The sequence below is a fragment of the Streptomyces sp. NPDC032822 genome (genome assembly GCF_055578825.1).
The window spans coordinates 325,320-344,591 of sequence record NZ_JBVIOL010000009.1 but is presented as its reverse complement, the minus strand read 5'-3'; the positions used below and the strand labels follow the sequence as shown (position 1 = coordinate 344,591).

Here is a 19,272-nt window from a genome sequence, read left to right as displayed (position 1 = left end):
CCGCCGCCGGACCGGAAGGGTGCTCCCCATGATCACCACTGCCGTGCGGCGGCATACCGCCGCCGTCGTCCTGTCCCTCGCCGCCGTCCTCGCGACGACGGCCGCCACCACCCCCGCCGCGCCCCCCGCCGCGACCCTCACGAAGGCCGCCGCGCCGGCCTGCCCCCGGTTCGAGGACCCGGTGCGGGCCGCCGTCGACCGCCGTGTCGACGTCGACCGCATCACCCCCGACCCGGTCTGGCGCACGACCTGCGGCACGCTCTACCGCAGTGACGGCCGCGGCCCGGACATCGTCTTCGAGCAGGGCTTCCACCCCAGGGACGTCATCGAGGGCCAGTACGACATCGAGAAGTACGTCCTGGTCAACCAGCCCTCCCCGTACGTCTCCACGACCTACGACCACGACCTGTACAAGACGTGGTGGAAGTCCGGCTACAACTACTACATCGACGCCCCCGGCGGCGTGGACGTCAACAGGACCATCGGTGACACCCACAAGTGGGCCGACCAGGTCGAGGTGGCCTTCCCCGGCGGCATCGCGCGCCAGTACGTCATCGGAGTGTGCCCGGTCGACAAGAAGACCAAGGTCGAGATCATGAGCGACTGCGAGAGCAACCCGTACTACGAGCCGTGGCACTGACGTCTATCCGGCGATGAGCAGCGCCTCCGCACCCACGGGACGGTAACCGGCCGCCAGGAACGCCCGCATGCTGCGGGCGTTCCCGGGTGCGACCTGCGCCCACAGCGGCTCCGCGGCGAGCTGCCGGGCCGCCGTCACCAGGGCGCGGCCCAGCCCCCGGTGCCGTACGCCTTCCGTCACCTCGACGGAGACCTCCAGCCGCCCCGCGATCCCGCGCCCCATGACCAGCACGCCGCCCTCCGTCGTCCACGCGCGCACGTCGTCGCGCCGCCGGCGCGCGTACTGGATCCGTGGATGGGTGCCGTCCGTGATCTCCTGCAGCGCGAGCGGCGGTTCGCCCGGCAGGGGAGAGCCGACCAGCATCGCGTCGATGGTCTCGGTGGTACGCCCGGTCCGCTCCAACAGGGCCGTCAGGAAGCGTGCGTTCATCGGCGCGGCGAGGGCGTCGCACGGCGCGGCGGCCAGCATGTCGTACACCCACCGCGGATCCTCGTCGACGAAGACGACCGCGTGGGCGGTGAAGGCGAGCACCCCCGCGTCCCGGTCGGACGCCTGCGGCACGACGGTCGTGCGGCCGTCCGGCGGCGGGAGGACACCCACCGCCGCCGCGTCGAGAATGTCCCGGAGAGTCTCCACCACCGCGCTCCTTGAGTCTCCACCCACTGGAAGGCCCAGACTCCCAGACATGATCGATGACGGCACCGGACTTCTCACCATCGGGGAGCTGGCCCGAGCGACCGGGCTGACCGTGCGCACCATCCGCTACTGGTCCGACGAGGGCGCCCTGCCCCCGCAGGCCAGGTCGGCGGGCGGATACCGGCTGTACGACGCCGGATCCGTCGCCCGGCTGGAGCTGATCCGCACCCTGCGTGAGCTGGGCCTCGGCCTGGACGACGTACGCCGGGTCCTGGCCGGCGAGATCACGGTCGCCCGGGTCGCGGCGGCGCACGTGGCGGCGCTGGACACCCAGATCCGCTCGTTGAAGGTGGCCCGTGCGGTGCTGTCGACCGTGGCGCGACGCGGTACGACCGCAGAGGAGACGACGTTGATCAACAAGCTGGCACGACTGTCGGCGGCCGAACGGAGCCGCATCCTGGAGGAGTTCGTCGAGGAGACGTTCCGTGGCCTGGACACCGCGGACCCGGTGATCCGCGAGCGGATGCGGGACACGACCGTGGACCTCCCGGACGAGCCGACGCCCGAACAGGTGGACGCGTGGGTGGAGTTGGCCGAACTCCTTCAGGACCCGCGGTTCCGGGCGCAGATGCGCCAGGCCGCCGAGTTCAACGCCGCCGACCGCGGACACGAGAGCCCCGACGGGGCGTCCCTGTGGTTCGCCCGGCGACTGGTGCAGCTGGGAGCCGAGGCGCGGGCGCGGGACGTCGACCCCGGGTCCCCGGAGGCCGGGCGGGTGCTGCGGGACCTGCTGGGGAACGCCGACCTGGCGGACGTCCTCGCACGTCTGCGGTCCACCACCGACGACAAGGTGGCCCGCTACCGGGAGTTGCTGGGGATCGTGAACGGTCACGGGGCGACGGCGGCGCACCGGGAGGAGTTCGCCTGGGTGGTCGCCGCGCTGGAGGCTCGCGCGGGAAGTTAGTCTGACCTCGATCAACGAGACAGCAAGGTACGAGTTAAGGGGCGGATCGGTGGCGGACATCGAAGAAGCACGCAAGCATTTCCAGCGGATCGACACTGACGGTGACGGCTTCATCACCGCCGCCGAGTTCAAGACCGCCCTCGCCCAGCAGGGCGACTGGAACGTCACCGAGTCGGTCGCCGAGGTGATCATCAAGTCCCGCGACCTCGACGGGGACAAGGTGCTCTCGTTCGACGAGTTCTGGGCCTACCTGAGCAAGTGACGACGTGAACGAGGAGGGGGGCGCCTGCGGGTGCCCCCCTTTCTCGTGCCCTGTTTCCTCCCTCCTGCGTTCCCCCTGCGTTCCTCCCCTCCGTGTTCCTGCTCCCGCCCCCTCCCGGATCACCCGTTCGCCTTGAGAGGGCGGCGGAATAGCGGGTGGTCACCGTAGGTTGATGTGAGGCAGAAGCATGCATGTGCATCGATCGCATCGACCTTGGAAGGGTCTGTCATGAAGATCGGCATCATCGGCGCGGGCAACATCGGCGGCAACCTCACCCGACGCCTCACCGCCCTCGGCCACGAGGTCTCCGTCGCCAACTCCCGTGGCCCGCAGACCCTCACCGAGCTGGCCGAGGAGACGGGCGCGACCCCCGTGCCGGTCGAGGAGGCCGCCCGGGGCGCTGACGTCGTCGTCATCACGATCCCCCTGAAGGCGGTGCCGAACCTGCCCTCCGGCCTCTTCGACGAGGCGGCGGACGGATTCGCCGTCATCGACACCGGCAACTACTACCCCCAGCAGCGTGACGGCAGGATCGCGGCGATCGAGGACGACGGCCTCACCGAGAGCCGCTGGACGGCACAGCAGCTGGGCCACCCCGTCATCAAGGCCTTCAACGGCACCTACGCCCAGGACATCCTGGACCGCCCCCGCCCGGCCGGTGACCCCGACCGCGTCGCGCTTCCCGTCGCCGGCGACGACGAACCGGCCAAGCGCAAGGTACGGGCCCTCATCGACGACCTGGGCTTCGACACCGTGGACGCCGGTGGCCTCGACGACTCCTGGCGCCAGCAGCCCGACACCCCGGTGTACGGACTGCGGGCCGGTGTGGAGGGCGTCGAGAAGGCACTGGCGGAGGCCGGCCGGGAGCGTACGCCGGGGTTCCGCGGCTAGGGCGCGGCCACGTCAGGTCAGGTCACACGATCTTGAGGGGCCGGTGCGGCCCGTCCGGCAACACGACCCTCACCGGGTCCCCGGGCCGTACCGGACCTCCGCTGAGCACCACGCTCATGATCCCGGACCTGAAGCGCACCTTCCCGTCGGCATCCCGCCCGACGACCTGCTTCATCAGCCCCTTCTGGAAGGTGTCGATCTGCGCACACGGATTCCGCAGCCCGGTCACCGCTACGACGGCCTCGTCGCCGAGGTGCAACAGCGTCCCCTCCGGCAGTCCCAGCAGATCGATCCCCCGGGTCGTGACGTTCTCCCCGAGCTCCCCGGCCGCCACCTCGAACCCGGCCTCCCGCACCTCCGCGAACAACTCCTCGTGTATGAGGTGCACTTGGCGGAGATTCGGCTGCGAGGGGTCCTTCTCCATCCGGAAGCGATGCTTCACCGTCGCCCCGGAGTGCACGTCGCCCTCCACCCCGAGGCCGGCGAGCAGCGTGATGCTCGGCCGGTTCGGCTTGGTGAAGGAGTACGTGCTGTTGCTGCTGACCGCGCTGACTGATCCGGATCCACTCATGCCGTCGAGGGTACGGAGGAGGGGTGTGGTTACGGGTGGGGGAGCCAGGTGAGTTTCAGGGGGTAGCGGGTGGCGAGGTCTTCGTAGCGGGTGCGGATTTCGTCCGCGGAGAGCTGCATGGAAGTGCAGGCCTCGCTCACGTCGTCCTCGCTGATGGGGTGGGCGGGGTCGATAGCGGGAGCAGCGTCATCGAGGTCCCGGGTGAGAAGTCTTTGTGCGGTGGGGTCCTTCTCCAGGGTGGCCAGGGACCATAGGGCTTCCCGTCTCGTGTGCTCGGACTTGGCCCTCATCGCTCGCGTGACGGCACGTTGGGCTTTGGGGTCGCCCAGCGTCGCCAGCACGGCAACCGTGAGCGACGGCAGCTCAAGGGGGCGCTCCTGCCGCAACTTGAGCAGTGGTTTGATCGCTCTCACGTCACCGAGGCGGCCCAGAGTGCGCATGATGGCGTCACGTGTCTCGCCGTCCGTGATGCCGGACAGTGCCTCGGCGAGCGGCTCCGCTGTCCCGGGGCGCTCCATGCGCGTCAACAGGACCGCCGCTGTGCGACGGACGTCCTCGTCGTCATGTCGGAGGACGGCGATGAGCGGGGCTGTCTGGTCGGGGAATAGTTTCGTGTACTCGTTCGCGATCAGATCGCGGCTTCTCCGGTCGGTGCCGATGAACCGCTCGGCCGCCTTGGCGGACAGGCCGGGATGACGTGAGGCGGTGGGTTCGTCGAGGGTCCACAGGAGAAATCCGACGGCCTCCGCCGGTACGTCCTCGGTCTGAATGACGTGCGCGATTCTGTCGAGCTGACGTTTCGTGGGCTTCCATATTCTCTTGTGGTCAGCCGACGGCGCTGCGGCCTTGGCCAGCCAGGAGAGAGCCCAGGCTGCTGCGATGGCCTCGTGCGACCCGTGCGAGAGCATGGACATGAGGCGCGGTACAAGCCTGGGCGCCATCGCGATGTTGCTCATGAAGGAGGCCTGCATCACGGCGAGGGCCGCCTCGACCCGCTTCTCGGTCTGCTGGTCGACAAGCTGAGCGGTCTGATCGCGTGTCCAGGCCGCGAGTTGGACCGGTTCACCGGGCGCGGTGTTGCCCAGCGCGGTGGCCGCGGTGCCGGTGATCCTCCAGAATTCGTGGGGCTTCTCCAGCCAAGTGGTGACGATGCGACTGCTGAAGACAGGACCCCACAGGGAGCTCGCGGTTTCGAATGAGGCAGAGTCCGCGACGGTGTGCATACGGCCACCGCCATCACTGTCCCCGAGTTCGTCGATGAACCGGTCGATGATGCTCATCGCCACGTCCTCACTGACGTTGGGCTCGTCCGAGAGGCAGGAGAACGCGAGTACCGCCCTTGGCCGACCCGTTGTCCCGGTTTCCTCACCCTCCGCGGGGAAGGCGATGGCCCGCAGGACACTGTCCACATCGTCGTCGTTGCACGACATGACGCACAGCCTGATTGCCTCCCGCCAGGCCTCCGACACAGCCAGCTCGGTCGTCCCTGCCAACCCGGTGGCGGGAGAGGTCCTGGCAGGGAGAGGCGCGACCCGTTCCGCCAGTGACGTCCCTTTCTCCCGCCCCGGGAACCGGCCGGTGACGAGAGCGAGTCCGGCCAGGTACTCCTGGAACGTCAGATGCCGGAACTCATAGACCGGTACGAGCCCACCATCGTGGGGGACATTGCCGGACTCCACGACGATCCCGGTCCTGCGCTCCAGCAGGCGAAGAAACTCCAGCGGCGTGTGCTGTCGTGCCGCCCGAACGGTGGGGAACTCCTCCCGCATCCGCTCCAACGTGTCGAGAACCTCGTCCTCCCGCATCTGCTGGATCCCGGCATCGCACATCGAGTAGGCCAGATACTGGAGTTGGGGAAGCGCCTCGTACCGGTCGATCCGTTCGTTCGCGGTGCTGCGCCAGCTCAGGAGGACGTCGACGGCCTCGCGGTAGAGGTCCGCCCGATGGCTCGGCAGCTTTCCGACCTTCTTCTTGACCAGGGCCATGGTCGTCAGCAGCATCGGGTTCCCGGTGAGGTGCTCGATGCGGTCGGTGCTGTGGATGTCGCTGATCAGCAGCTGCGCGGCCGTCTCCTGACGGAGCAGGGGTTCGCTCACCGCGCACCAGCGCCGCGCGAAGTCGTCCTTGTCCTCCGGGGTGAGATCGAGCACCGTGGCGTGTTCGAAACCCCGGGTGATGCGCAGGCCCATCTCCCGGTAGCCGACGATCCTGGACGTGACGATGATCGAGGACTCGGGGTACGCGACGTGGATCTGCTCGATCTGGCGGCAGAAGCGGGCGCGGAGCGCCGGGTCGGAGATCTCGTCCAGACCGTCGATCAGCAGCAGGACACGACCCTCCCGCAACGCGTCGAGCAGTGCGGAGGTGAGGCTCTCGGCCTCCCGGTCGGAGAACTGCGGGTAGTCGTGCAGATGGCGTCGGATGATGGCTTCGAGCGACCCCGGACCCCGCCCCTCGTCGATCTCCCGGCAACGAATGAGCAGGGGGAGCCAGTCCGCTTCGGGCAGGGTCTCGATGTCCGGCAGCTTCTTCCAGTCGGGATCCGACTTGAGGCGCAGGAGGTAGGCCGTCGCGATCCAGCGCAGCAGCGTGCTCTTGCCGGCACCGGGATCCCCGAGGACCACGAGGCGCTTCGATTCCCTGAGCCGCTCGCCCACGGAGAAGCGTGCGGCGGAGTCGGGAACGGGAGCCGCGAAACCACGGTCCCCGCGACGGACCTCCATGTCCTGGAGTTTCTTGTCGAGATCGTTCGACTCGGCTTCCGGGGGGATCTCCACCGACACCCGCAGCGAGACGTACAGACTGCGCAGCAGGAGGTCCTTGGTGGCGAGTTCGCGGTCCTCGTTGGGGAGGTAGGCCAGGTCGACGATGTCGCAGGTCTTGAGGGCGACCTCCCGGTACCGGCGTTCCAGATCGCTCTGTCCTCGACGACTTGGCGTCTCACTGGCGGGAAAGTACTCCGACAGGGCGTCGACGAGTTCCGAGACGGCCTTCTTCGGGTCCTGCCAGTACCGTGCGACCTTTCCGTCGAGCGGCAGCATGTCCAGGTACGCGTTCTGCTCCATCTGCAACGCGAAGATCCTGATGCCGGAATGGCCTCGTGCCGCGTTCACGAGCCGGTACGCCCAGCCGGTGCCCAGAGCCTTGATCGTCCCGCAGACTACGACCGGACTTCCCTGGGCGATCGCCTGTGAGGCCTTCTCGCCCAGCGACTCGCCGATGAGGAGCGTGCCGTAGTGCACGACCTCGTATCCGGCACGCCTCAGGGGCTCGGCGATGTCCTCGGCGAGCCCCTCCTCGCCTTCGGCGTGCGCGATCAGGACCTGCACCATGTACGGCTCCCCCCGATGAGCTTTCCCCCGATGAGTGGTCACCGATGTGCGGTTCGCGGTGAACGCTCCCGCCCCGGTCAGCGAATCGCCCTGAGCAACTGGCCGACTCCCAGATCCCAGTCCGCCGCCAGGTCGGCGTACTTGATGTCGGCCAGAATCGCGGGGGCGGACCCGCCGAAGGCGACCGGCAGAACGCGGACCGCCTGGCCTTCGAGCTGGCGATGAAGGGCCGACATCCACTCGCGGGTGGTCCAGGCGCTCATCACGCCGTGCTGCGAATAGCACAGGACGAGGTAGGAGGCGCCTTCCAGTCCTTCGTTGATCCGCTCCACGACGGAGTCGCCCAACTGGACGTGCCACTCGTCGAACCACACCGTGTGTCCGGCGGAGGTGATGTCCCGGGCGAGCCGATCGGCGGCGGCCGTGTCGCTCTTGCGGTGACTGATGAAGACGTTCGCCATGTTCGGTCCCGTGCAGGTCGGTTGCTCCATGCTACCCACAGACCGCCTGCTCGGTGGGGTGGAGAGCAGTCAACTGCCCTGCCTCTCAGGCATGTTCACTCGCGTTCAGGCACCCCGGGCCCACTCCCGCAGCGCCGCCCTGCTGGCGAAGTCCGCCACGTTCCGGTCCAGCGGATCGTCGGTGTACTGGTGGAACCGCCACTTCGCCTTGATGCGGGGCTTGCCGGCCGTGACGTAGTCGGCGATCCAGAGACCGTCGCCCGCGTACGAGGTGGTGTCGACGTTCAGCCAGTAGTTCCTGTTCGCGTACAGGACGACCCTGTTGTTCGGCCGCAGTGCCTTCACCTTGCGGATGAAGCTGTCCTTCTCGGCGTTGCTCGCGTGCGTGCCGTCGCCGGTCGTCTCCCAGTCGACGGCGAGGATGTCGCCCGCTTTCTCCGGTGCCTTGCTGACGAAGTACTCCGCCTGGGCGGTGAGGTTGCCCGGCCAGAGGAAGTGGTAGAAGCCGACGACGAGGCCGGCGTCGCGGGCCCGCTTCGTCTGGCCGGCGAGTTTCGAGTTGACGTACGAACGGCCCTCCGTCGCCTTGATGAAGACGAAGGAGAGACCCTCCGTGGTGTAGGAGGAGGACTGGTAGGCGCTCACATCTATACCGCGCAGCATGGGGGCTCCCTGAAGTTGCCTGTGGGGGGCAGGAATCGGGTGTCGACTGCTGTTCCACCATGGCACGGGGGTTACGCCCGTGACGGGGAAACGTGGACCTCGGCCGGTCACCGGGCCCGGATGACCGGACCCCGGTGCCGGAGATCGCGTCGATATCATTGTGGGAACGGAGAGTTGGGGGATCCCAGGGTGGAACTGTTGACGGGCATGGTGCTCTCGGCCATCGGTACGGTCGCTTCCGGTGCCCTCTCCGGAGCGGGTGGCGAGATGGGCCGGCGGACCTCGGAAAGGCTCTCCGGGCTGCTCAGCAGAGGCCGTGCGGGGGAGCCGGATGCCGGGGCCGGAGCGGGCGGTTCGAGCCTGCTCACGCTGCCCGTCACCGCGGCCGAGCAGACGGCTGCCGCGTCGAGACTGGTGGAAGTCGCCCGTACCTCACCGGAGTTCGCGCGGGAGCTGACCGAGTGGGTCCGTGAGGCCTCGTGGCTGGCGCCGCGCGCCGTGCCCGCCGTGACGGAGGGCGACTCCAGGCCGCGGATGCTGCCGCCGACGACGGCGGTGTTCACCGACCGCGCGGACGTGCGCGCGGGGATCACGGCCTTGCTGGACGCGGAGGACCGTACGCCGGGCGCGCCGACGATCGTCGCTCTCACCGGGCCGGGTGGCATCGGCAAGACCGCCGCCGCTGTCCAGTGCGCGTTCGAACTGGGGGAGCGGTTCCCTGACGGCGTCCTGTTCGCGGATCTGAACGGAGCGTCGGCCGGTACGGCGCTCTCCTCCTCCGACGTGCTCGCCCGGTTCCTGGAACGGCTCGGGGTGCCACCGGGCATGGTGCCGGGCGACGAAGCACGCCAGCGGGATCTGTACCTGGACTGCACAGCCGACCGGCGCATGATCGTCGTCCTGGACAACGCCCATGACGACGCCCAGGTCGTTCCGTTGCTCCCGGCCTCGCCGAAGTGCCTTGTCCTGGTGACGAGTCGGCATCGGCCGGGGCGCCTGGTCGCCGGGCACGGTGCCCGGCCGTTCCCCCTCGGGCCGCTGTCGACCGAGGACTCCGTCAGTCTGATCAGACGGGTCGTCGGAGGGGACCGCCCGCCGGCGTCGGACGCGGTCGTCCGGGCCGTCGTGGAGGGCACCGGTGGGATTCCCCTCGCGGTGTGCACCACGGGTGCTGGACTGGCCGTCCGGGAACACCTGACCTGGGAGCGCGTCGCGCGCGAGTTGTCCGACCGGATCCACGGCCACCAGGAAGGCACCGCCATGCGAGACGGAGGCCCCGACGCCTCGGCGACCGCAGCCGATCCCGTCCGGCTCGCCCAGGACGTCTCCTACGCCGAACTGACGCCCGCCTGCGCCGCGTTCTACCGTGCGACGGCGGTGTGGGCCTGGCCGACGCTGACCGTCAGGTGCGCCGCGGCCGCCGCCGGCGTCAGCGAGGAGGAGGCCCGTGCGCTTCTTGAACAGCTCGCCCGCGTCCACCTGTTGGAGGAGGTCGGGGAGGAGCGCTACCGCTTCCACGACCTGACCCGGGCGCACGCCCGCGACCTCGCGGTCGCCGAGGACGGCCACGGCCGCATGGCCGCCGCGGTCCGCCGGGTGGCGGTCGCACAGCTGCGGTTCGCGGCGGGGGCGGACTTCCGGGTCATGCCGCTGCGCTGGCGGCTCGGCCCCGCCTACCAGGGACTCGCCGTCCCGGAGGACCGTGACCCGGCGGACGGCAAACGCGCCCTGGAGGAACTCCGGACCGAGCGGGAGAACCTCGCGGCCGTCGTCCGGGCCGCCGCGCACCACGGCTTCGACGACCTCGTCTGGCAGTTGTGCGAGGCGCTGTGGGGTCTGCATCTGCTGCTCGGCTTCCACACCCAGTGGATCGACACCCATCTGCTCGGTGTCGAGGCCGCCCGGCGCGGCGCGGCCGAGTTCGGCGACCCGCGTGCCGTGGGCCGCATGTGCGTGCAACTCGCCTTCGGCCACATGGGACTCGGCCAGGCGGGCGAAGCCGAGAGCGCCCTAGACCAGGCCAGGGACGCGGACCGGGCGTGCGGCCATCACCGCGGGGAGGCGACCGCGAGCGAGGCCCGAGGGCTGCTCCACCTCAGGAAATGGGAGTTCGAGGCGGCGCAGCGGTGCTTCGAGGAGGCGCGGGAGATCCTCGGCCGGATCGGCCCGGGCGAGGACGGCGAGAAGGATCTGCCGCGTGCCACCGCCCTGTTGGAGCACCACATCGCCCGCGCCCGGACCGGGCAGCGGCACTTCACCGCCGCCGTCCCCCGGCTCAACGACGCCCTCGCCCGGTTCCGCGAGCTGCCGGGCGGCGACCCCTACAACGCGGGCCGTGTCTATATGAGCCTCGCCGACGCCCACTTGGGCGCGGGCGACCCGGAACTCGCCCGCGTGTGCCTGGACGCGGCCGTCGAGACCATGGTCGAGGCGGGCGCGGGGCTGCAACTCGCCGACGCCCTCGTGGCGAGGGCGGAGTGCCATCGCGGCTCCGGCCGCCCGGCGGAGGAGGCGGAGGACCTGCGCGCCGCCGCCGCGTGCTTCGAGAGGAACCGCGACCGGGCCGGCCTCGAACGGGTGCGGGCACGCCTGGCCGAGACGGAGGCCTGAGGGGGCCCGCTCAGGGCGAGTACGGCTCGACGGCCACGCGGTGCACCGCCGCACCGGTGCGTACGGTGATCTCGGGGCCGGCCGACGCCACAGGCCTGCCGCTCGCCGTCCAGGCGTAGAGCGCGGAGGCGTAGACGGCGGGATCACACAGGTCGGGCCGGCCGTCGACGTCCGTGGCCGCGGACAGCCGTACGAGATCCCCCTCGCGGGTGCGCACGACACAGCGGTCCGGTCCGTCGACGTAGGCGACCAGCCCGCAGTACGGGTAGCGGTCCAGCGTCTCCGATGTCCAGGCGGCCGGCGGGCCCAGCCGCGGGTCGTCCCCGGCCGCATGCCGTACGACGATGTCGGCGACGCGCAGCCGACCGGTCTCCCGGGTCTCCTCGTCGACCACCGTGTGGGCGGTGTCCACCGGGCCCGCCCCCGGGTCCTGCGACGGGTCCGGCTCGTCACCGACGACGGCGTACCGGACGAGGCCGACCTCCGGCGGATCCGTACCGATCTGCCGGGCGAGGACCCGGATCGGGGCGGTGACACGGGCGGGGAGATACGGCGGCAGCGGCAACGGGTCGAGCAGCGCCGGGTGTTGCCCGGGCTCGGGGATGCCCATGAGGTCGTAGAAGAGGCGGCGCAGGAGGATCGCCGACTCGCCCGGTGACGAACTGGTCTGTTCCGTCAGCTCCTTGTAGCGGCCGGGATCGTGCGAGGCGATCACCTGGTCGATCTGGGCGCGCAGGCTGCCGCGGCGCCGCAGACGAGGGGCTCTGCGGCCGAAGGCGGCCACCGGGGAGAGCGGGTCGAGGTCTTCCTCGGGGAACGCTCCGAGCAGGACGGGGACGCCGGTGGCCGACGCGTAGTAGCTGACGCTCGAATGGTCTCCGAGGACGCAGTCGGCGGCTATCAGGGCCTGCCTCCAGCCGTCCAGCGGATCGATCGCCTCAAGGCCGGCCCGCCGCGCGTTGTCCAGCCACGCACGGACCTGCCCGGGACCGTGTCCGTACCAGATGTTCGGATGCAGGACGGCGGTCGTCCGGTACTCGTCGGCCGGCAGCTCCGCCGCCAGCCGTGACAGCAGCCAGGGCAGCAGATCGTCGGTGCCGGGCCCGCCGGTACCTGTCTCCTCGCCGCCGCCGAAGAGTGAACGCGGCGCCCAGGTCGAACTGACGACGATCAGCCGCTGGTCGGGCCCCACGCCCAACGCGCGGCGGAAACGGTCGCGTTGGGGGAGCGCGTCGAGGAGGCGGTCGTAGCAGGGGTCTCCCGCGAGTACCGCGGTGGGCGCCGCCTCGGGGCAGGCCGAGCGGAGTCTCGCGAGTTGTTCGGGGTGCGACAGGACCATGGCGGTGGCGATGGGGCGCCCGTCCTCCAGCACCCAGTCCCGCGAAAGGCCGAAGACCGGATGTCCGGTGTCCGGTGTCCGGTGTCCGGTGTCCGGTGTAGCCAGCCTCTTATTGTACCCAACCCCGTGGGACAACACGGCCAACTTGCCTTGTACCGAACCGAGTTCACCGCCGTAGCTCGCCGCCACCACCAGGTCGAACGTCGTGTCCCTGGCCTGTTCCCAGGGGAGGACCGGCAGCCCCGCCCGCTCCAACAGCCCGGGCACCCCGGCCAGGAACGGGGACGACCCCGTGCAGGTCGCGAACAACTGCACCCGGACATCGCTGTGGAACAGCGGGAGCACGTCCAACAGGCGGGTCGCGGACGTCACGTTGTGCACGACGAGCAGGACGCGACGACAACCCACGCGGGTGACCCAGCGCTCCGCGTCCTCGCCCACCGGTACCCGCAACCGTGCTGCCCCACCCGTCACGGCCGGCTTGCTCCCCTGACTCGACTGACCCGAACGGCTCCTCAGCACTCGATGATATTGACCGCCAGCCCGCCCCGGGCCGTCTCCTTGTACTTCACGGACATGTCGGCCCCCGTCTCCTTCATCGTCTTGATGACCTTGTCGAGGGACACCTTGTGCGAACCGTCGCCGCGCATCGCCATCTTCGCCGCCGTGACCGCCTTCACCGCGGCCATGCCGTTGCGCTCGATGCACGGGATCTGGACCAGGCCGCCGACCGGGTCGCAGGTGAGGCCGAGGTTGTGTTCCATACCGATCTCGGCGGCGTTCTCGACCTGTTCGGGGCTACCGCCCAGGACCTCGGCGAGCGCTCCCGCCGCCATGGAGCAGGCGGAGCCGACCTCGCCCTGGCAGCCGACCTCGGCGCCGGAGATGGAGGCGTTCTCCTTGAAGAGCATGCCGATCGCGCCGGCGGCCAGCAGGAAGCGGACCACCCCGTCCTCCTTCTCCCCTTCGGAGGCGCCCCCCGCCCCGAAGTTGACGTAGTAGTGCAGGACCGCCGGGATGATGCCCGCGGCACCGTTGGTCGGCGCGGTCACCACCCGGCCGCCCGCCGCGTTCTCCTCGTTCACCGCCATCGCGTAGAGCGTGCTCCACTCCATGGCGTGCGCCAACGGATCGCCCTCCGCGCGGAGTTGGCGGGCCGTCATGGCCGCTCGGCGGCGGACCTTCAGCCCGCCCGGCAGGATGCCCTCGCGGGACATGCCGCGCGACACACACGCCTGCATCACCCGCCAGATCTCCAGCAGCCCGGTCCGGATCTCCTCCTCGGTCCGCCAGGCACGCTCGTTCTCCAGCATCAGCGAGGAGATGGACAGGCCCGTCTCCCGGGCCAGGCGCAGCAGCTCGTCGCCCGTGCGGAAGGGGTACTTGAGGACCGTGTCGTCGAGCTTGATGCGGTCCGCGCCCACCGCGTCGTCGTCGACGACGAACCCGCCGCCCACCGAGTAGTACGTCTTCGTGAGGAGTTCCGCCCCCGAGGCGTCGTACGCCCACAGGGTCATGCCGTTCGCGTGGTACGGCAGGGTCTTGCGGCGGTGGAGGACGAGGTCGTCGTCGAAGGCGAACGGGATCTCGTGCTCGCCCAGCAGCCGGATCCTGCCCGCCTCCCTGATCTCCTCCACCCGCCCATCGGCCTGCTCCACGTCCACCGTTCGTGGCGAGTCGCCCTCCAGGCCGAGCAGGACCGCCTTGGGCGTGCCGTGGCCGTGGCCGGTCGCGCCGAGGGAGCCGTACAGCTCGGTGCGCACCGAGGCGGTCGCCTCCAGCAGGCCCTCGTTGCGCAGCCGGCGGGCGAACATGCGGGCCGCGCGCATCGGGCCGACCGTGTGGGAGCTGGACGGGCCGATGCCGATCGAGAACAGGTCGAAGACCGAGATGGCCACGGGGACTCCTCAGAACGGGGTGGTGCAGGGGGTTTCCCGTGGGGTGCCCCGCTCACCTTCGAGTGTGCGGGACACCCCACGAAAAGGAACTACTTGTTGAGACCGGGGTACAGCGGGTGCTTGTCGGCGAGGGCCTTCACCCGGGCGGCCAGCGCCGCCGCGTCGTAGGACGCCTTGAGGGTCTCGGCGATGACGTCCGCGACCTCGGCGAAGTCCTCGGCGGTGAAGCCGCGGGTGGCCAGGGCCGGCGTACCGATACGGAGACCGGACGTCACCATCGGCGGGCGCGGGTCGTTCGGGACGGCGTTGCGGTTGACCGTGATGCCGACCTCGTGGAGACGGTCCTCGGCCTGCCGGCCGTCCAGCTCGGACTCGCGCAGGTCGACCAGGAGCAGGTGCACGTCGGTGCCGCCGGACAGGACGTTCACACCGGCCTCCCGGGCGTCGGCGGCCGTGAGCCGCTCGGCGAGGATCCGGGCGCCCTCGACGGTCCGCCGCTGGCGCTCCTTGAAGTCCTCCGAGGCGGCGACCTTGAAGGAGACCGCCTTCGCCGCGATCACGTGCTCCAGGGGACCGCCCTGGAAGCCCGGGAAGACGGAGGAGTTCAGCTTCTTGGCGAAGGCCTGCTTGGCGAGGATGATCCCGCCGCGCGGGCCGCCCAGCGTCTTGTGGGTGGTGGAGGTGACGACGTCCGCGTACGGGACCGGGTTCGGGTGCAGGCCCGCCGCGACCAGCCCCGCGAAGTGCGCCATGTCGACCCAGAGGTACGCCTCGACCTCGTCGGCGATCCGGCGGAACTCGGCGAAGTCCAGGTGGCGGGGGTACGCCGACCAGCCCGCGATGATCACCTTCGGGCGGTGTTCCTTGGCGAGCCGCTCCAGCTCGGCCATGTCGACGAGACCGGCCTCGTCCACGTGGTAGGCGACCACGTCGAACTGCTTGCCGGAGAAGTTCAGCCGCATCCCGTGGGTCAGGTGACCGCCGTGGGCGAGGTCCAGGCCGAGGATGGTGTCGCCGGGCTGGGCCAGCGCGAACAGCGCGGCCTGGTTGGCGGAGGCGCCCGAGTGGGGCTGCACGTTGGCGTACTCGGCGCCGAACAGCTCCTTGACCCGGTCGATCGCGATCTGCTCGGTGACGTCGACGTGCTCGCAGCCGCCGTAGTAGCGGCGGCCCGGGTAGCCCTCGGCGTACTTGTTGGTGAGGACCGAGCCCTGCGCCTCCATCACCGCGAGGGGCGCGAAGTTCTCCGAGGCGATCATTTCGAGGGTGGACTGCTGGCGCAGCAGCTCGGCGTCGACCGCGGCGGCGACCTCCGGGTCGAGCTCGTGCAGGGGCGTGTTCAGAACGGACATCAGGTGTACGACTCCTCAGCCGGCGGAAAAGGCGGTGTACTCGTCGGCGGAGAGCAGGTCGGCCGGCTCCTCCGCGATGCGTACCTTGAACAGCCAGCCGCCCTCGAACGGGGCGGAGTTCACCAAGGACGGGTCGTTGACGACGTCCTCGTTGACCTCGGTGACCTCGCCGGCCACGGGGGAGTACAGGTCGCTCACCGACTTGGTCGACTCCAGTTCGCCGCAGGTCTCGCCCGCGGCCACCGTGTCACCGACCTCCGGGAGCTGGACGAACACGACATCGCCGAGCGCGTTGGCCGCGTGCTCCGTGATGCCGACCGTCGAGACGCCGTCCTCGGCGCCCGACAGCCACTCGTGCTCCTTGCTGTAGCGCAGCTGCTGGGGGTTGCTCATGGCCTGAATTCTCCTGTACGCGGGGGAGTGCTGATGAAGGGGGGACTGCTGGAGACGTGCGTGAGCGGCGGGAATGTGCGCAGGGTCACGCACGGACCGCTTCGAGTGTCTACTTCTGTCGCTTGTAGAACGGCAGCGCCACGACCTCGTACGGTTCGTGGCTGCCCCGGATGTCCACGCTCACGCCCGCGGTGCCCGGCGCCGCGTGCCCGGCGTCGACGTACGCCATCGCGATCGGCCTGCCCAGCGTGGGCGAGGGGGCGCCGGAGGTGACCTCGCCGATCACCCGGCCGTCGGCGACGACCGGGTACCCGGCGCGCGGGACACGGCGGCCCTCGGCGATCAGGCCGACCAGGACGCGCGGCGGCTCGTGGTCGAGGTTGTCGACGGCCTCGCGCAGGGCGGCGCGCCCCACGAAGTCGCCCTCCTTCTCGAACTTCACCACGCGGCCGAGCCCGGCGTCGAAGGGGGTCAGCTCCGTGGAGAGCTCGTGCCCGTACAGCGGCATGCCCGCCTCCAGGCGCAGCGTGTCCCGGCAGGACAGACCACAGGGGACCAGGCCGACGCCCTCGCCGGCCTCGGTGAGGGCCTGCCACAGCTCGACGGCGTGTTCCGGCTTCACGAACAGCTCGAAGCCGTCCTCGCCGGTGTACCCGGTGCGGGCGATCAGCGCGGGGACGCCGGCGACGGTGCCGGGCAGCCCGGCGTAGTACTTCAGGCCGTCGAGGTCGGCGTCGGTGAGCGACTTGAGCACGCCGGACGACTCGGGGCCCTGTACGGCGATCAGCGCGTAGGCGTCCCGGTCGTCGCGCACCTCGGCGTCGAAGCCGTCGGCCCGCTCCACGAGGGCGTCCAGGACGACCTGGGCGTTGGAGGCGTTGGCGACGACCATGTACGCGGTGTCCGCGAGCCGGTAGACGATCAGGTCGTCCAGGATGCCGCCGTCGGCCCGGCAGATCATGGTGTAGCGGGCGCGGCCCACGCCGACGGACCCGATGTTGCCCACGAGCGCGAAGTTCAGGAGGGCGGCGGCCTGCGGCCCGGTCACCGTGATCTCGCCCATGTGCGAGAGGTCGAAGAGACCGGCACGGGTGCGGACGGCGTGGTGCTCGTCGCGCTCGGAGCCGTAGCGCAGGGGCATGTCCCAGCCGGCGAAGTCGGTCATCGTCGCGCCCAGCGAACGATGCAGGGCGTCGAGGGCCGTAAGACGGGGTGCGGTGCTGCTCATCGGACGGTTGTCTCCCAAGGCATGACGGCGAGGTCGTTCCTCCCCATCTGTCATCGGAACCTGAGAGGTTCGACGCGACCCCGCGAAACGGTGGTCACGACTTGCACCTTGGGTGGGGCCGCTGTCGGGGCGGCCCGCTTTTCAGATGTGCCTCGCCCGTGCGGTAACGGTGCCTGAGAGATTCAAGGGAGGGACTTGCTCCTTCGGCGTCCGGGCACTCGTACGACACACGTACGACCCGGAACTCTCCCGCGCGGATTCAAACGGCCGGTATGCAGTTGGCGCCGACATCATTGCACGCATCCCCGGCGCGCGGCAGGGCCGGATCTGTAACCGGGCTGTGGCAGTAAGCGCATGAAAACACGAGACACCGCGTATTACCTTCTCTTTACACTCGACGGGGAGGGACTCGTGACCACCCCAGGGGAGGACGATCACGGTGAACAGGACCACGGCGTACGCGACCACCTCGGCCCTCGCGCTGCCTCAGCAGCCCACGGCACCGGCCGAGGAGGCCTGCGCACCGCTTGCCGCACCCGTCGTCCGCGACCTGCGTGACCGCGGTGGCCACAGCCCGCACGCACTGCTCTTCGCCCCCCAGGACCTCGTGGTCATCACGGGCCTGCCGGGCAGCGGCAAGTCCACGCTGATGCGGCGCACGGTCAAGGGCGTCCGGATCGACTCCCAGGACACCCGCGACCACTGGGACGGCCGCCTGTCGCGCTTGCTGCCCTACGCGGTCTACCGCCCGCTGGTCCGCCTCGCCCACTACGCCGGGCTGCGCCGCGCGCTGCGCTCCGGTGCGGGCGTCGTGGTGCACGACTGCGGCACCCAGGCCTGGGTGCGCGGCTGGCTGGCCCGCGAGGCCCGTCGCCGGGGCGGCGTCCTGCACCTGCTGCTGCTCGACGTCACACCGGACACCGCGCTGGCCGGCCAGCGCGAGCGCGGCCGGGGAGTCTCGCGGTACGCGTTCCTGCGCCACCGGGGCGCGGCCTCCCGTCTGATCAGCTCGGTGGAGGACGGCGACCTGCCCCAGGGATGCGGCTCGGCGGTCCTGATCGACCGGGACGCGGCGGACGTCCTGCGGCGGATCGGCTTCACCGGCTGACCCCGACATGTCCGCACCCGCTAGCCTTTCAGCCACCACAGCGGTACTCGGCAGGCGGTAGGCGGCAGATGGACTTCCCGACGGACTTCCCCGCGGGCTTCTCGGAGTTCCCGGCACAGACACCCTCCCATCCCCACGGCGGATGGCCCGGCAACGAACTGGAGGAGGTGCTCTCGGCCTCTCTCGGCGTCCCCGGGGCGGGCGGACGGATCGTCGAAGTGCTCGGCCGCAGCTTCGTCTGGGTGCCGCTGCCCGGTGGCGGCGGCCCGCACAGCGGCCCGCTCGATCTGCCCACCCTGGAGATCGACGGCCAGGCCTATGTGCCGGTCTTCAGCTCCGAGGAGCAGTTCCGCCAGGTCGCCGGCGCGCACATGTCGTACACCATCGCGCCCGCGGTGGAGTTCGCCCGCGGTCTGCCCCCGCAGCTCGGCATCGCCGTGAACCCGGACGGCACGGTCGGTGTGCCGCTGCCCCCGGCCGCGGTGGCCGACCTCTGCCGCACCGGCCGCTCCCTGCTGGACGGCCAGGCCGGCGGCGGTCGCGTCCGGCTCTACCAACCGGACTGGCAGGACGACCCCATCGACTTCCTCGCCGCGGCCTCCGCCGAGTTCGCCGCGACCGGCGTGATCCGCACGGCCCGTCGCTGCCTCGCCGCCATCGAGACGGCCGCCCCGGTCATGTTCGTCGGCGTCGAACTCGCCCACTGGGACGCCCCCGACCTGCGCACGGCCCCCATGGACGCGCTGGCCGCCGCCCTCGGCCTGGCCCCGGCTCCCTGGCCGGTCAACCTGGTCCTCCTCGACGTGGCCGACGACCCGGTCGGCCACTGGATGAGGGACCAGGTCCGCCCCTTCTACCAACTGGGCTACTAGAGGACGCCGCGAAGGGCAGCGCCCCTGAAAGGGGCGCGGGGCTGTATCGATG

General features: G+C 70.4%; 17 protein-coding genes and 2 riboswitches. Of the genes, 7 read left to right on the top strand and 10 right to left on the bottom strand.

The window, feature by feature from the left end; translation table 11 throughout:
- Positions 1-28 precede the first annotated feature (28 nt).
- On the top strand, positions 29-640 hold the full coding sequence (locus ACZ5VD_RS26580; RefSeq protein WP_468683529.1) for an ADP-ribosyltransferase: 612 nt from the start codon (positions 29-31) through the stop codon (positions 638-640).
- A gap of 3 nt (positions 641-643) precedes the next feature.
- On the opposite strand, the gene ACZ5VD_RS26575 is transcribed toward ACZ5VD_RS26580, so the two are convergent.
- Positions 644-1,276, bottom strand: coding sequence for a GNAT family N-acetyltransferase (locus ACZ5VD_RS26575; RefSeq protein WP_468548777.1), 633 nt, complete (start codon positions 1,274-1,276; stop codon positions 644-646).
- 49 nt (positions 1,277-1,325) lie between these two features.
- On the opposite strand from ACZ5VD_RS26575, the gene ACZ5VD_RS26570 reads away from it, so the two are divergent.
- The 3 genes from ACZ5VD_RS26570 (at position 1,326) to ACZ5VD_RS26560 (ending at position 3,393) form a co-directional block, all read left to right on the top strand.
- Entirely contained in the window at positions 1,326-2,240 is a 915-nt protein-coding gene (locus ACZ5VD_RS26570) for a MerR family transcriptional regulator (RefSeq protein ID WP_468683528.1), read from the top strand.
- Between the two features lie 49 nt (positions 2,241-2,289).
- A complete protein-coding gene (locus ACZ5VD_RS26565; RefSeq protein WP_307677425.1) occupies positions 2,290-2,502 on the top strand; it encodes an EF-hand domain-containing protein in 213 nt (70 codons plus the stop codon).
- Positions 2,503-2,715: 213 nt separating this feature from the next.
- Positions 2,716-3,393 carry an NADPH-dependent F420 reductase gene (locus ACZ5VD_RS26560; protein WP_468683526.1) on the top strand — a complete coding sequence of 226 codons (678 nt, stop codon included), beginning with the start codon at positions 2,716-2,718 and terminating at the stop codon, positions 3,391-3,393.
- 22 nt (positions 3,394-3,415) lie between these two features.
- Here the strand turns inward: ACZ5VD_RS26560 and ACZ5VD_RS26555 are convergent, their stop codons facing one another.
- The 4 genes from ACZ5VD_RS26555 to ACZ5VD_RS26540 form a co-directional block, all read right to left on the bottom strand.
- The gene (locus tag ACZ5VD_RS26555; protein ID WP_468683524.1) at positions 3,416-3,964 is read right to left on the bottom strand and encodes an MOSC domain-containing protein; all 549 of its coding nucleotides are present in this window, start codon (positions 3,962-3,964) and stop codon (positions 3,416-3,418) included.
- Between the two features lie 29 nt (positions 3,965-3,993).
- Positions 3,994-7,296, bottom strand: a complete 3,303-nt coding sequence (locus ACZ5VD_RS26550) for a HEAT repeat domain-containing protein (protein WP_468548730.1) — start codon at positions 7,294-7,296, stop codon at positions 3,994-3,996.
- A gap of 77 nt (positions 7,297-7,373) precedes the next feature.
- Positions 7,374-7,757, bottom strand: coding sequence for a toll/interleukin-1 receptor domain-containing protein (locus ACZ5VD_RS26545; RefSeq protein WP_468548729.1), 384 nt, complete (start codon positions 7,755-7,757; stop codon positions 7,374-7,376).
- A gap of 105 nt (positions 7,758-7,862) precedes the next feature.
- Positions 7,863-8,420 carry a glycoside hydrolase family 25 protein gene (locus tag ACZ5VD_RS26540; protein ID WP_468683523.1) on the bottom strand — a complete coding sequence of 186 codons (558 nt, stop codon included), beginning with the start codon at positions 8,418-8,420 and terminating at the stop codon, positions 7,863-7,865.
- 189 nt (positions 8,421-8,609) lie between these two features.
- Here ACZ5VD_RS26540 and ACZ5VD_RS26535 point away from each other — a divergent pair, with 189 nt between their 5' ends.
- Positions 8,610-11,030 (top strand): XRE family transcriptional regulator, encoded by a 2,421-nt coding sequence (locus ACZ5VD_RS26535; RefSeq protein WP_468548727.1) that lies wholly within the window; start codon positions 8,610-8,612, stop codon positions 11,028-11,030.
- A 10-nt stretch (positions 11,031-11,040) separates the two neighbouring features.
- Here ACZ5VD_RS26535 and ACZ5VD_RS26530 read toward each other — a convergent pair whose 3' ends face one another.
- The 5 genes from ACZ5VD_RS26530 to gcvT form a co-directional block, all read right to left on the bottom strand.
- On the bottom strand, positions 11,041-12,843 hold the full coding sequence (locus ACZ5VD_RS26530) for a hypothetical protein (RefSeq protein ID WP_468683521.1): 1,803 nt from the start codon (positions 12,841-12,843) through the stop codon (positions 11,041-11,043).
- A 41-nt stretch (positions 12,844-12,884) separates the two neighbouring features.
- Positions 12,885-14,267, bottom strand: a complete 1,383-nt coding sequence (locus ACZ5VD_RS26525) for an L-serine ammonia-lyase (protein WP_468548725.1) — start codon at positions 14,265-14,267, stop codon at positions 12,885-12,887.
- A gap of 89 nt (positions 14,268-14,356) precedes the next feature.
- The gene (gene glyA, locus ACZ5VD_RS26520; RefSeq protein ID WP_468683519.1) at positions 14,357-15,619 is read right to left on the bottom strand and encodes a serine hydroxymethyltransferase; all 1,263 of its coding nucleotides are present in this window, start codon (positions 15,617-15,619) and stop codon (positions 14,357-14,359) included.
- A gap of 15 nt (positions 15,620-15,634) precedes the next feature.
- Positions 15,635-16,012 carry a glycine cleavage system protein GcvH gene (gene gcvH, locus ACZ5VD_RS26515; RefSeq protein WP_468683517.1) on the bottom strand — a complete coding sequence of 126 codons (378 nt, stop codon included), beginning with the start codon at positions 16,010-16,012 and terminating at the stop codon, positions 15,635-15,637.
- A gap of 109 nt (positions 16,013-16,121) precedes the next feature.
- Positions 16,122-17,240, bottom strand: coding sequence for a glycine cleavage system aminomethyltransferase GcvT (gcvT, locus tag ACZ5VD_RS26510; protein ID WP_468548722.1), 1,119 nt, complete (start codon positions 17,238-17,240; stop codon positions 16,122-16,124).
- A 37-nt stretch (positions 17,241-17,277) separates the two neighbouring features.
- Positions 17,278-17,391: riboswitch (glycine riboswitch) on the bottom strand.
- A riboswitch (glycine riboswitch) is annotated at positions 17,392-17,502 on the bottom strand. It abuts the riboswitch before it with no gap.
- Between the two features lie 171 nt (positions 17,503-17,673).
- On the opposite strand from gcvT, the gene ACZ5VD_RS26505 reads away from it, so the two are divergent.
- Together ACZ5VD_RS26505 and ACZ5VD_RS26500 are read left to right on the top strand one after the other, a co-directional pair.
- Positions 17,674-18,348, top strand: a complete 675-nt coding sequence (locus ACZ5VD_RS26505) for an AAA family ATPase (RefSeq protein WP_468548776.1) — start codon at positions 17,674-17,676, stop codon at positions 18,346-18,348.
- Between the two features lie 68 nt (positions 18,349-18,416).
- The gene (locus ACZ5VD_RS26500; RefSeq protein ID WP_468683515.1) at positions 18,417-19,220 is read left to right on the top strand and encodes an enhanced serine sensitivity protein SseB C-terminal domain-containing protein; all 804 of its coding nucleotides are present in this window, start codon (positions 18,417-18,419) and stop codon (positions 19,218-19,220) included.
- Positions 19,221-19,272 lie beyond the last annotated feature (52 nt).

Excerpts from the sequence above, each read along its gene's own strand:
- ACZ5VD_RS26580 (WP_468683529.1), top strand. The coding sequence starts at position 29 with ATGATCACCACTGCCGTGCGGCGGCATACCGCCGCCGTCGTCCTGTCC.
- ACZ5VD_RS26570 (WP_468683528.1), top strand. The coding sequence starts at position 1,326 with ATGATCGATGACGGCACCGGACTTCTCACCATCGGGGAGCTGGCCCGA.
- ACZ5VD_RS26555 (WP_468683524.1), bottom strand. The coding sequence starts at position 3,964 with ATGAGTGGATCCGGATCAGTCAGCGCGGTCAGCAGCAACAGCACGTAC.
- ACZ5VD_RS26550 (WP_468548730.1), bottom strand. The coding sequence starts at position 7,296 with ATGGTGCAGGTCCTGATCGCGCACGCCGAAGGCGAGGAGGGGCTCGCC.
- ACZ5VD_RS26545 (WP_468548729.1), bottom strand. The coding sequence starts at position 7,757 with ATGGCGAACGTCTTCATCAGTCACCGCAAGAGCGACACGGCCGCCGCC.
- ACZ5VD_RS26540 (WP_468683523.1), bottom strand. The coding sequence starts at position 8,420 with ATGCTGCGCGGTATAGATGTGAGCGCCTACCAGTCCTCCTCCTACACC.
- glyA (WP_468683519.1), bottom strand. The coding sequence starts at position 15,619 with ATGTCCGTTCTGAACACGCCCCTGCACGAGCTCGACCCGGAGGTCGCC.
- gcvH (WP_468683517.1), bottom strand. The coding sequence starts at position 16,012 with ATGAGCAACCCCCAGCAGCTGCGCTACAGCAAGGAGCACGAGTGGCTG.
- gcvT (WP_468548722.1), bottom strand. The coding sequence starts at position 17,240 with ATGAGCAGCACCGCACCCCGTCTTACGGCCCTCGACGCCCTGCATCGT.
- ACZ5VD_RS26500 (WP_468683515.1), top strand. The coding sequence starts at position 18,417 with ATGGACTTCCCGACGGACTTCCCCGCGGGCTTCTCGGAGTTCCCGGCA.